This window comes from Asaia sp. SF2.1, assembly GCF_000505765.1.
Taxonomy (GTDB): Bacteria; Pseudomonadota; Alphaproteobacteria; order Acetobacterales; family Acetobacteraceae; genus Asaia; species Asaia bogorensis.
Map to the genome: position 1 here is coordinate 91,861 of NZ_AYXS01000045.1, position 12,033 is coordinate 103,893.

Below are 12,033 nucleotides of genomic sequence, written 5' to 3' on the forward strand. Positions count from 1 at the left end.
AGAATGTGCTGTAAGGGCATCAATATTTAGTTCTGGAAAAAAGGGGAGATGATGCTCGGTAAACTCACTGCACGAATCATGCAGGGGGCGGGGGCAGAGCCAGCCGATCTCGTCATACGCAATGTAAGGCTGTTCGATCTGGTCACGGGTGACCTGCTGCCGACCGATATCGCGATCTGCGGTGATCGTGTCGTGGGTATTCTCGATACCTATGAAGGGGTACGTGAGATCGATGGGCAGGGACGCATTGCCGTTCCGGGTTTTATCGATACGCATCTGCATGTTGAATCGTCGTTGATCACGCCATTCGAGTTTGATCGCTGTGTGCTGCCCTATGGCGTGACAACGGCGATCTGCGATCCGCATGAAATGGCGAATGTGCTGGGCGGCGACGCCTTCGCGTATTTTCTCGAATGCGCTACCCGCACCGTGATGGATCTGCGCGTCAATCTGTCGAGCTGCGTGCCAGCCACACCGTTCGAAACCTCGGGGGCTGTTCTCGATGCGGATGCCCTCACGCACTACCGGTCCCATCCCAAGGTGATCGGGCTCGCTGAATTCATGAATTTCCCGGGCGTGCTTTCATGCCAGCCCAATTGCATCGACAAGCTCGTGGCTTTTGCGGGTGAGCATATCGACGGTCATGCGCCTCTTTTGCGTGGGCGCAAACTCAACGGCTATCTGTCTGCTGGTATTCTGACGGACCATGAGGCCACGCTGGCTGATGAGGCACTGGAGAAGATCCGCAAGGGTATAACCATCCTCATCCGCGAGGGGTCGGTTTGCAAGGATCTGGCAGCGCTGGCGCCTCTGCTAACCCCTGAGACCTCGCAGTTTTTCGCTTTCTGCACCGATGACCGCAATCCGCTCGAAATTGCACATGAAGGCCATATCGACTTCCTTATACGCAAGGCCATTGCGCTTGGCGTCGCCCCGCTCGCGGCCTACCGCGCGGCGTCCCTTTCGGCGGCGCGTGCTTTCGGCTTGCGCGATCGCGGGCAGATTGCTCCGGGACAGCGTGCCGATATCGTTCTGCTTGATGACCTCGAGACCTGTCAGGTCGCACGGGTCTTTTCGGCGGGGCGTCTGGTTGACGAGGCGTTGTTTGCAGCGCGTGAGACAATCGACCCACAGGGATATGGCACGATGCGCCTCGCCGCGCCGATCACTGCCGAAGATCTGGTTATCGCTGCACCGGGGGAAAACAGGCCTGTCATCGGTATCGTGCCGGGGCAGATCATAACGGACTTCCTGCATTTCGATCTGCCCGTGCAGGGTGGGGCGGTTCAGCCGGATCCGGCACGTGATATCGCGAAGATCTGTGTCATCGCGCGGCATGGCAAGAATGACAATATCGGCCGCGGCTTCGTCAAAGGCTTTGGCCTGAGCACCGGGGCGCTCGCCTCATCGGTGGGACATGACAGCCATAATCTCTGTGTCGTTGGGATGAATGACAGCGATATGGCGCTGGCTGTTGCGCGACTGGCCGAACTCGGTGGTGGCTTCGTGGCGGTCAGGGAGGGTCATGTCGTGGCTGAATTGTCCCTGCCATTGGCTGGACTTATGAGCGACAGACCCTTCGAGGTCGTACGGGCCGATCTGGAAAAACTGCGTGCGGCAGTCGGCGCCATGGGGGGCACGCTGGAGGAGCCCTTCCTGCAACTGGCGTTCCTGCCGCTGCCGGTCATTCCCCATCTCAAGATCACAGATCTCGGGATGATCGATGTGGATACCATGTCACTGCTATCCTGAACGTCGGACAAACAAGGTTGATCAGGGCTGCGCCGGCGTGCACCGGCGCAGCCTCTTGCTCAGAAGTTGGTGGTGAACTGGCCGCCAATCACAGCGGCGTCGTTGAATGTGGTTGTGGCACCGGGATGCTGAAGATACTGGAAGTCAAACTGCAGCGCCGTAGCCCGTGCCAGATGCACGCTGTAGAAAGCTTCCCAGACCTGTTCCCAGTTCTGCACGCCGTAAACGTTGCCCCACTGATTGGACACGAAAGGCAGCCCCAGAGCGACTGAGGATTCCTGCTGCAAGCGCACCGAGCGGCTCATGTTCATATGCTGGAACATGACACCGATCTGGTCGAGCGGGCGATGCCACGGCGTGCCGCTTTGAAGGAGGCCAATCCATTCATGGTCTCGCATGGCCACCACATTGCCCTGGGCGTAACCAACACCGCCGATCACGATCAGACCATCGGCCAAGCCTTTACCACTGCGCATGAGCATCTGGTCGAACATGAACCAGCTGGACCACATACCCGATTGCTGGCGCGCGCCCAGGCCGCTGGCCTGATAGGAGCCGCCGTAACGATCCTCATAAAGATGCGGGTAGCGTGAATTGTCGTAATAAAACCCGACCTTGTAGTGACCCAGCAGCTTGTCCTTGCCGAAAGCGGGATCCCAGCCAGCTTCGAACTGAGAGCTGAGCTTGCCCAGACCATCCTGGGCAAGGGCCCATCCTGATACACCGCCATTGAAGGCGTGCGGGCTGACGGCAAACAACCCGCCCATAAGATAGGTGCGCTCCGTCGGGCGCACGCGCAGCACGGCGCCAATATTGGCAGAGGGCCAGTCGCGTCCGCCCGGCGCATATTTGCCCGGCGCAAAATTGCCGCACACGCTGACATTCATGAAGTTACAGGCAAGTGCATCAAAGTCGAAAAACGTCCCGGTAGGGATCACACCGGCGGAAAGAATGACTCTGTCATGCAAAAAGGTCTTGTCAGCGTACATCGAGACAAGATGGGCGACGACATTGCCGCGCGCGCCGTAGATCTGCTCGGGGTTGGAGACATAATCGCCCAGCGAGTAGCTGAAATTGCGGCCATGACCGTTCACGACCAGCATATGTGTCCAGAATCCCTTGAACCCTGCCAGCTTCTGCCAGTCGATGTCGAGTTCGGCTGCAACCTGACCGGCAAAGACATTATCACGCGTACGCCCACCCGTGAGATTGCCCATATATTCCTCGTTAAGCGCTATGTTGAGGAAGATACCGCGCTTTTGCATCCAGCTTTGCGCCCCGCCCCAGTCACCCAGAAGATGCGGATTACCATAGAGGGAAGGAACAAGGGGCCCGATGGGCACAGCGCCCTGACCGGCAATGGGAAAACCCATCGCAACGTAATCGTCGCTCTCGAGGGTCTTGGCCGTCTGCGCCTGAGCGTGAACCTGTGTGGCCGAGACCGCACCGCAGGCGAGCGTCAGTGACAGGGCGAGAGAGGCTCGCCATCGCCTTGCGGGACGTCTTTTATGGCCCGCAGAGGGGCACGCGCCAGATGGGCTGGAAGGGGTGTGCGGGATCAGTTCTGTTCTGCTCATCACTCTGACTGGTCTGAGTTGGCCGCTGCCTTCAAGCGGCAGCGTGATTGCACAAGGCATTAACAGAAAGACATGTTCGCGCAACACCAAGAAAAAATACAAGATTTCGTGTGATATTGTTACAAACCCGTGAGAGGATTGAGGGATTTCTCACGCCTGTCCCCATCTCCACTCATGCCTCGTAGGTTTTGCGTCCGCCAACCCAGATCTCCCGCATGGTAAGCGCGGCATCCATCACCACCATATCGGACAGCTTTTCGCAGTCGAGCGTGCCACGGTCGTGAAGGCCGAGATAACGCGCCGGGTTGCTGCTCACCAGTGCGCTCGCCTCGGGCAGGGAGGCCCCATGAGCCACGGCGTTGCGCAAGGCCTGATCGAGCGTCAGCACGCTGCCGGCCAGCGAACCGTTTGGCAGGCGGACCACGCCATCCTTGATGACCACATCCTGACCACCTAGTGAACTCGGACCATCAGGCTGACCCGCGCCACGCATGGCATCGGTCACGAAAACCAGACGATCGCGCATGACGCGTGAGGCAAGCCGGAAATTGGCCGGATGCACGTGATGCGTGTCGAAAATCATTTCCGCATAGCTGGCGTCATGACACATCAAGGCGGTGACCGGGCCCGGATGGCGGCCCTCCACAGGCGACATGGCATTGAACAGATGGGTCCCGCCGCCGACCCCGCCTGCCGTACAGATACGGCAAAGGGCGGTCACGCTCGTTTCGTAATCTGCCGTGGTATGGCCGAGACTGACACGGATACCAGCAGCAGCGAGGCGATCTATGGCCTCATCGGCGTGCTCTATCTCGGGTGCAAGAGTCACCACGCGCACGCATCGGGCTGCCAGCACATCATCGAGCTTGTCGGAGGTGGGGGCGATGGTGAAAGGCGGCTGAGCCCCGAGCTTGTGAGGGCTGACAAAAGGGCCCTCCAGATGGACACCATGGATGCGTGGCTCATCGGAACCGGGATTTTCCATGATGCCGGCCACATCATGCAGTGCGCGCATCACATCGTCCCAGGGACGGGTGATTGTGGTTGGCAGGATTGTGGTCGTGCCATGCTGCATATGAAATCGTGCGAGCGTTCTAATGGCCTCGGGGCCATCCATCGTGTCAGCGCCGCCCCCGCCATGTACGTGCCCATCAATGAAGCCGGGCAGGATGTAACGATCGGTCGCCCCGGTAGCCGGCTCGATGGATCGGATCACATCATCGAAGGAAATGGTACCGGGCATGATACGATCTGGCAGGACGATCTGTCCGGTAAGCTGAGTAAGCACGATCCTATTCTCCCTGTGAGAGCCCGACGCGGCCATAGCGGCGGGCGTATCCGAGAATGATGAGATAGGCCGGAATGACGATCATGGCGAACATGCCCTGAAAGCCGAAGACCGGTTTAAGCCAGACATAGAACTGGGGCACGACCGCACCGCCGCTATACGACATGACCATGATGGCCGAGGCCATGGCCGTGAGATGACCGGCGCCACGTATGGCAATCGGGAAAAGGGTGGGCATGATCATGGCATTGGTCACACCCAGCAGTGCGACGCAGAAAACGGAGGTATAGCCTTGGGTCAGTACCGCCAGAACGGTAAGCACACAGCCGGCAAGGCAGGATAGCTGCACATAGACTTCCTGCCGTATGAACCGCGGTACGATGATGAAGCCCATGATATAGCCGACCAGCATCCCCGTCAGCGTCAGGGCCGTGAAGAATTTGGTCTCATCCAGAGGCAGGCCAAAGCTTTGCCCATAGGTGCCAATCGCATCGCCCGCCATTACTTCGATGCCGACATAAAGGAACATCGCAATGAAACCGAATACCAGATGCGGCTTGAAGAAGCTCGGGCTTGCGCCGTCGCCTGTCTGGATCGGGGGGGCCTCGAGATTGGGGAGGGGGGCGAAAGCCACGATGGCGGCAATAATCACCAGAATGCCGGCCATACCCAAATAGGGTAGATAAAGCGCCTGCACGAAATTGTTGAGCAAGGCTTCACGGACAGCAGGGTCGGTAGCAGATTGAGCTTTCTCTGCGACGGCACCGATATTGCGCATGACCAGGAGGCCAAGCACCAGAGGCGCTAATATCCCTGCGGTCTTGTTGCAGATTCCCATGATCGAGATGCGTTGTGCCGCGCGATCGGCAGGCCCTAGCAGGCTGACCAGCGGGTTGATTACCACCTGCATGAGCGAAATACCCGCCCCGAGGATCAAGAGGCCAGTCAGAGCACCCGGATAGATTCGCCACGCGACAAATTGTCCGAAAACCGCGACGCCAAGAGCCGAGACGAGCACCGAAAGGGTAAGCCCTGTCTTGAGGCCGAGGCGCTGGGCGATCAACGACGTTGGAATGGAGAACAGGAAAAAGGAAAAATAAAACGCTAGCGGAATGAAAAAGCTGCTGAACTCGCTCAGCGAGAAGGCCACGCGTACAAACGAGATGAGCGGACCGTTGAGCCAGGTGACGAATCCCATGGCGAAGAAAATCAGCGCAGCGATAGCCAGGGCGCTGTAGCCATAAGGGCCAACCAGCCGGTTATCATGTGAAGTGAGTTGGGACATTTTTCGGTAGATCCTCAACTTGAACGAGAAACTATTTATTTTACAAAATGAACTATGCGGATTATAGGTAAGATGCGCCAATCTAGCCAGCATCATTTGCAAGTTTCGGTTTCACAATAATCGGAAGTGCGCGAAGGCGCTGAATCTCTCGCCCCTCCTGTTGGGCGCCCACGGGCAGGAGAATGGAGCTGGCTCTGCGTCGGTGGGGCTGAGGAAATTCAGACTTGAGGATGACGCGTCAGGCAGGTCCAAGGTATCGCGATCCAGGCGTCGTCACGAGGTCTCACTCGGGAGCTGTATTGCCTGCGTGCGATAACCAGGAGGACATGGGCGATCGGGTCGGCGAAACAGGGCGATTCGGGCTGGTTACCGCGATTTTGCTCACCATATTCATGAATGGCAGTGGGACGCATGGCTGAACGCTGTGCGGCTCCATCACATCGTACCGATATGCCCTCCGGCGCGTCTCAACATGAAGGTCGGGGTAGGTGGAATATCCGGGTACGCATGGAGGCGCTCGGCAGACAAGGTTTGAATCTCACCTGATATAATTCCCTACATAAAACAATGTTTGAACAAACGATCGGTATATAAACAATAATAACTGTAAAAAAATTATGCCTTGTATAATCACGGTGAATCAAAGGATAAGTATGTCCTAGGGTGATGGGTTATAGTTGGGTTTTATCTTACGGTTCTGGACGGAGGTATGACTATTTAGGTGGATTCAAATTTGACTTCCGGTTCGGATTGTATCACGCCTTCTTCAGGGGCAATGCTTCGGCGTCCTGGGATGTGGAAGATAGAAGACAAACAATTACTTTAGCAGATGAAATAAGAGATGTTCTCGACAGGCCATCATCGTATCCTGAGTGTGCTCAGCCGTTCCGGGCCGCAAAGTCGCACTGACCTCGCGCGTGTCCTCAATCTGAGCAAGGCGAGTGTGACCGCTCTGGTGCGTGAATTGATAGAGCGTAACATTCTGGATGAGAGAGAACGGGTCTTCGGTTTTGGTCGTCCGTCGGTCATGCTCGGCCTCAGGCAGGATGCGGCGAGTTTTATCGGGATATCGCTGCAGAGTGACCCTGCCCACGTGGTGCTGACAGACCCTCATGGGCGCATTCATGCCCAGCTGGCTTTTCCGCTCCTGTTCGATGTCGAGCCCTGTCTTGCTGCCATGGCCGAGGCCGTTGGAACGGTACTCGGCCTGGCCCCGCCGGATATCGGCAAGGTTGCAGGTGTCGGCGTCGTCATTGCGGGGATTGTCTCGTCTGATAGCCAGACGTGCCTCGCCTCGGAAACACTGGGGTGGCATGATGTCGAGATTGGTTCGCGTCTGTCCGCCATGACAGGTTTGCCGGTCTTCGTTGAGAACGATGCGAATGCTCTCATTGTCGCGGAACAGCTTTTCGGTAATTCCGGCGATTTACAGGATTTCAGTCTCGTCTTTGTCAGCGAGGGCATTGGCGGTGCGCATATCGTCAATGGGCGGCTTCATAGGGGGCGGCATGGGGGTGCCGGTGAGATGTCACACGCCCCGATTGCCATTGATGGCGAAGCGCTTCCATGCCGCTGCGGGAACAAGGGGTGTCTCGAAACTCTGGCTGCGCTCCCTGCCATTCTGGGAGCAGCGCGCCGTGTAGGCTTGCCGGATGATATTGAGGGTATCGATCAGATGGCGACGGATGGCCATCCCGAAGCCCTGACGATATTGCACAGGGCTGGTACGGCGCTGGGCGTGGCACTGTCTCAGGTAATCCAGTTTGTCGATCCTGCCCGTATCGTTGTCCGCCTCGACCCTCATCTGGTTGAAAGCGTTTTTGCCCGCGCGCTACGTCAGGCGGTGGAAGCTCATGTTCTGCGTCGTGACAGTTACCTTACCGAGCTGCACCTGGCGCCGCTTCAGCCACTGGATTTTGCCACGGGTGCAGCCAGTCTGGCGGCTCAGCACTTCCTGTTCGGCAACGCCAATCTTTAATCGCGCTGCGCCTCAGGGGCGTTTGTGAGCGGCTTCGCCTGAGGGTTTCGGGTTGCGACGGGCCAGTTCCCTGTGCTTGGTCTTTCGAGGGCTGCTCGTCTCCTTGCCGGGTTCTAGACGTGCGGGGTGGGCGGGTCAGTCTGCTGCGAGGAGACCGGAAGGGGAAGCGAGATGACACGTGAAGCGTGAACAGGGTGTCGTGCCAAGGCTGCGCGGCAAGTTCCATGAGGTCGACCGATTGCGGACCCTTGCCGGAACGACGAGTCTGGAGATCTGCGTTGACGATATGGCGGGGCTTGAAGCGGCCCAGCTTGATCAGGTCGATCGCATCGAACTCTGCGCCGCGCTAGATCTTGGAGGCCTTACGCCCTCTGGCGGGTTTTTGGCACAGGCGCGGCGCTCCCGCGTGCCGGTCTTTGTGATGATCAGACCGCGAGCGGGCAATTTCATGTTTTCTCCCGTAGATATTGCCCAGATGGAGAACGATATCGCGCTCGTACGGGAGGCGGGTATGGATGGTGTTGTGTTGGGCGCTTCTCTGGAAGATGGAACGCTCGATCATGCGCTGCTCGAGCGGCTATCTCTCGCCTGTGGTAGTCTGCACAGACAATTGCATCGTGTTTTCGACCTCACACCTGACCCGATTGCGGCACTTGATATGGCGATGGATCTGGGGTTCGATCGCGTACTGACATCCGGGCAGGCCATTCGTGCGCCTGATGGTGCGGCCTGTTTGCGCAGGCTGAATGATCATGCGCGTGGTCGTATCGACATCATGGCTGGCAGTGCAGTGCGCCCCGACAATGTGGGAGACCTGATTGCGTCAAGCGGTGTGAAATCGTTCCATGCCTCTTGCCGGATAAAATCAGCAGTGCAGGATGGGCGACTGGATCATTTCGGATTCGCAGCGTCTCACGCTGTGACATCTTCTGCGGAGATCCTTCGGCTGCACGAGGCGATACGCACGGCATGCCCGGAGTGACCTGCTTCTCAAAAAGGATTGGGCCTGATGTTTCTCCCGAAAAGGGTAATCCACTCCGGGGTTGGGCTTGGCGTATTGCTCGCTGGCTGTGCCGCGATCCGTCCTGCCTTGGCTGCGCCGCTGACCCCGGTCTTCATGCCCCAGCCTGCCAGCGTTGCACTGGATGCACAGAGCCTTGCGCTCACGGCGCTGCCGGATATTCGCTGGTCACACGCGCCCACCCCCTTGCTGAAACGGGCGGCTGCGCGCTTCAGCGCACGTCTTGCAGCGGCTGGCGTTCGCCCTGCGACGGGTCATGGACCCACGTTCACGATCGACGTCGGGCGAGACCCTGCCTATCTGACGCTCGACGCGCATGAGGCCTACAAGCTGGATATCTCTGCCACGGGTATCAGGCTGATTGCCGATGGCCCTGCCGGTGTAATCCATGGTTTTGCCACGCTGCTGCAGATGCTGGACACGAGAGGCGCTGCACCAGTGATTGCACAGGGGCGTATTGTCGATGCACCACGCTTCAAATGGCGCGGTCTCATGTTCGATGTTTCGCGTCATTTCCAGTCAACCGACACCATCAAACGCCAGCTGGATGCGATGGAACTGACCAAACTCAATGTCATGCACTGGCATCTGAGCGATGGAACCGGCTTCCGGGTGGAGAGCAAGCGCCTGCCACGCCTTCAGGAACTCGGCGGCCATAGCCGTTACTACACGCAGGATCAGATACGCGAGATCATCGCCTATGCCGCCGACCGGGGCATACGGATCGTGCCGGAATTCGACGTGCCGGGGCATACGCTTTCCATTCTCGCGGCCTATCCTGAGCTTGCTGCGCAGCAGCCCGTCGTGACGATGAAGGACTGGGTGAAGGATTGCGATGTCGCTTCGGGTAATGGCGAGACAACGACCCATTGCGCGAAGCACCCCAACCTCAACACGCCGGCAATGGACCCGACGAGCCCCAAAGTGCTCGAATTTGCCCGTATCCTGTTTGCCGAAATGGCGCGGCTTTTCCCGGATCGCTATTTTCATACCGGGGGTGATGAGGTCGCATCCAGCCAGTGGACCACCAACCCGCAGATCACGGCCTATATGCAGGCGCACGGCTACAAGGATGCGCCTGCCATGCAGGCGGCCTTTACCGCAGAGATCGAGAAGCTCCTCGCTGCGGATGGCAAGATCATGATGGGCTGGGATGAGGTAAGCGAGGCCCCCATACCCAAAAACGTCGTTGTCGAAGCCTGGCGCGGCTCCAAATGGATTGGGTCCGCCACGCGTGTCGGTCACCCGGTGGTCGTGTCATCGGGATATTATCTCGATCTGCTCAATCCCTCGACCACACATTATGCCGTCGACCCGTTTGATACGCGTGCCGATGGTCTCGCACCCAATCCACCGGGGCAGAAACCCCGTCCGCTTGACGATGCCTTTACGCTCGACCCCAATGCGCCGCCGTTGGACGAGGCTCAGAAGAAACTGGTGCTGGGTGGTGAGGCACCGCTCTGGACGGAAGTCGTATCTGATGAAATGGTCGATGCGCGTCTTTGGCCGCGCTCCGCCGCCCTTGCCGAGCGTTACTGGTCCGATCAGTCGGTAAGAGACCCGCAGGCCCTTACAGAACGGCTCCCGCTGGTCATGAATATGCTCGAGACATTCGGCTTGCAGGCGAATGATCATCAGGCCCGGATGATTGCCCGTCTGACCCCGCAGAATATCACGCCATTGACGCAGCTGGTCGCGATTACCGTGCCGGTGCGCAATTATGCAATCAACCGGCTTGCGAGCCATAAGGGTGATGAAATCCTGAGTTCTCCTGCAGCAATTGCAGGGCCGGACAGCTTTGAAGGAAACGAATTCAACGCGCTTGCCGCGCGCTACAAGGCAGGAGATCGTAGCGTTATCGCTGCGGTGCAGGGCCATCTTTTGCGCTATATCGGCAACGACAAGGCGTTTCAGGCTTTGCCCGCGCAGCCAGTCATTGATGAGGTCAAGCCTGTCTCGGCTCAGATCGCGGCATTGTCGCAGCTTGGCCTGGACGCCATGCAGCCGGGCCGGAAGGACAAGGCCTGGCATGAGCATGCTCAGGCACTCCTTGCCGAGCAGGATGCCGCTTACGCCGCGAGTGCTGACCACGAAGCCTCGAACCATACGAACCAACCCCCGGGAGGGCTGTTGATTGCCATTGTGCCCGGCATAAAGGCGCTAATCGCCAGCGCCGACTGAGAAAAGGGGCTCCGGATGATTAGTCCGGAGCCCCTTTTCCATTCAGGAGAATATCCTGGGCACTGATATGGAAGGGGCAGCGCCCCTAGGATACGCCGCGCCACGACGCCTACCTGTAAAACAGGCTTAAAAATGCGACGCAGCACACGGGATTTTCAGCGCGGCCGGAAGTCTGCATCGCGTCTCGTCTGCTCTGTCAGGGCAGAGGCGCTGGCCTCGTCCAGAATGACCGTGCAACGGTCATGAAGCCGAATGGCCGACGCGCTGACCTGCGGCGTGACATCACCTTCAAGGGCGCACGCCACGATATCTGCCTTGGCAGAACCAAGCGCAAGAAGCAGAAGATGTTTCGCTTCGAGAATGGTCCCGACGCCCATCGTCAGGGCCCGATCAGGCACCTTTTGAGGGTCACCACCGAACATGGCGGCGTTCTGCTCGCGGGTGCGCTCATTGAGCGTGACACAGCGCGTGCGCGTGTCGAATGGCGAGGGCGGCTCGTTGAAGCCGATATGCCCTGTATCGCCGATGCCGAGTAATTGCAGATCAATCCCGCCCGCATTGCGTATCGATTGCTCGTAATCCGCACATTCCTGCGCAAGATCAGCGGCGACCCCGTTTGGGAGGTGGACGTTTGCAGGAGAAATATTGACGTGACGAAAAAGCAGATCGTTCATGTAGTAATGGTAGGACCTGCGGTCATCGGCAGAGAGGCCAACATATTCATCAAGATTGAAGCTGGTCGTGCATGAAAAATCGAGCCCTTGTTTCTGATGAAGTCTGACCAGATCCCCATAGACGCCTTCCATGGTCCTCCCTGTTGCCAAGCCGAGCACAGGCGATGCGCAGGAGGTCATCACTGAGGCAATTTCGGCAGCGGCGAGTCGCATGGCGGAGCTGGACTCTGGCATAATAATAAGGCGCATGGACGGTCATGATCCTGTGTTGTGAAGC

General features: G+C 58.3%; 8 protein-coding genes. 4 read left to right on the forward strand and 4 right to left on the reverse strand.

What is annotated here, in order from left to right; all coding sequences use genetic code 11:
- Window positions 1–51: 51 nt before the first annotated feature.
- Window positions 52–1,752 carry an adenine deaminase gene (ade, locus tag P792_RS32570; protein WP_023979537.1) on the forward strand — a complete coding sequence of 567 codons (1,701 nt, stop codon included), beginning with the start codon at window positions 52–54 and terminating at the stop codon, window positions 1,750–1,752.
- 59 nt (window positions 1,753–1,811) lie between these two features.
- On the opposite strand, the gene P792_RS32575 is transcribed toward ade, so the two are convergent.
- The 3 genes from P792_RS32575 to gluP all read right to left on the reverse strand — a co-directional run bounded on the left by P792_RS32575 (window position 1,812) and on the right by gluP (window position 5,902).
- On the reverse strand, window positions 1,812–3,329 hold the full coding sequence (locus P792_RS32575) for a carbohydrate porin (RefSeq protein WP_081866927.1): 1,518 nt from the start codon (window positions 3,327–3,329) through the stop codon (window positions 1,812–1,814).
- A 172-nt stretch (window positions 3,330–3,501) separates the two neighbouring features.
- Window positions 3,502–4,572: an N-acetylglucosamine-6-phosphate deacetylase gene (nagA, locus tag P792_RS32580; protein WP_235075511.1), complete on the reverse strand. Its 1,071-nt coding sequence runs from the start codon at window positions 4,570–4,572 to the stop codon at window positions 3,502–3,504.
- Window positions 4,573–4,621: 49 nt separating this feature from the next.
- Window positions 4,622–5,902 (reverse strand): glucose/galactose MFS transporter, encoded by a 1,281-nt coding sequence (gene gluP, locus P792_RS32585; protein WP_023979540.1) that lies wholly within the window; start codon window positions 5,900–5,902, stop codon window positions 4,622–4,624.
- 841 nt (window positions 5,903–6,743) lie between these two features.
- Here gluP and P792_RS32590 point away from each other — a divergent pair.
- The 3 genes from P792_RS32590 to P792_RS32600 all read left to right on the forward strand — a co-directional run bounded on the left by P792_RS32590 (window position 6,744) and on the right by P792_RS32600 (window position 11,082).
- A complete protein-coding gene (locus tag P792_RS32590; RefSeq protein ID WP_023979542.1) occupies window positions 6,744–7,880 on the forward strand; it encodes an ROK family transcriptional regulator in 1,137 nt (378 codons plus the stop codon).
- A 178-nt stretch (window positions 7,881–8,058) separates the two neighbouring features.
- Complete coding sequence (locus P792_RS32595; protein WP_200863487.1) at window positions 8,059–8,862, forward strand: copper homeostasis protein CutC; 804 nt, start codon at window positions 8,059–8,061, stop codon at window positions 8,860–8,862.
- A 27-nt stretch (window positions 8,863–8,889) separates the two neighbouring features.
- Window positions 8,890–11,082 (forward strand): beta-N-acetylhexosaminidase, encoded by a 2,193-nt coding sequence (locus P792_RS32600; RefSeq protein WP_023979544.1) that lies wholly within the window; start codon window positions 8,890–8,892, stop codon window positions 11,080–11,082.
- Window positions 11,083–11,237: 155 nt separating this feature from the next.
- Here the strand turns inward: P792_RS32600 and nagB are convergent, their stop codons facing one another.
- A complete protein-coding gene (gene nagB / locus P792_RS32605) occupies window positions 11,238–12,005 on the reverse strand; it encodes a glucosamine-6-phosphate deaminase (RefSeq protein ID WP_023979545.1) in 768 nt (255 codons plus the stop codon).
- Between the last annotated feature and the right edge of the window lie 28 nt (window positions 12,006–12,033).

Excerpts from the sequence above, each read along its gene's own strand:
- ade (WP_023979537.1), top strand. The coding sequence starts at position 52 with ATGCTCGGTAAACTCACTGCACGAATCATGCAGGGGGCGGGGGCAGAG.
- P792_RS32575 (WP_081866927.1), bottom strand. The coding sequence starts at position 3,329 with ATGAGCAGAACAGAACTGATCCCGCACACCCCTTCCAGCCCATCTGGC.
- nagA (WP_235075511.1), bottom strand. The coding sequence starts at position 4,572 with ATGCCCGGTACCATTTCCTTCGATGATGTGATCCGATCCATCGAGCCG.
- gluP (WP_023979540.1), bottom strand. The coding sequence starts at position 5,902 with ATGTCCCAACTCACTTCACATGATAACCGGCTGGTTGGCCCTTATGGC.
- P792_RS32590 (WP_023979542.1), top strand. The coding sequence starts at position 6,744 with ATGTTCTCGACAGGCCATCATCGTATCCTGAGTGTGCTCAGCCGTTCC.
- P792_RS32600 (WP_023979544.1), top strand. The coding sequence starts at position 8,890 with ATGTTTCTCCCGAAAAGGGTAATCCACTCCGGGGTTGGGCTTGGCGTA.
- nagB (WP_023979545.1), bottom strand. The coding sequence starts at position 12,005 with ATGCGCCTTATTATTATGCCAGAGTCCAGCTCCGCCATGCGACTCGCC.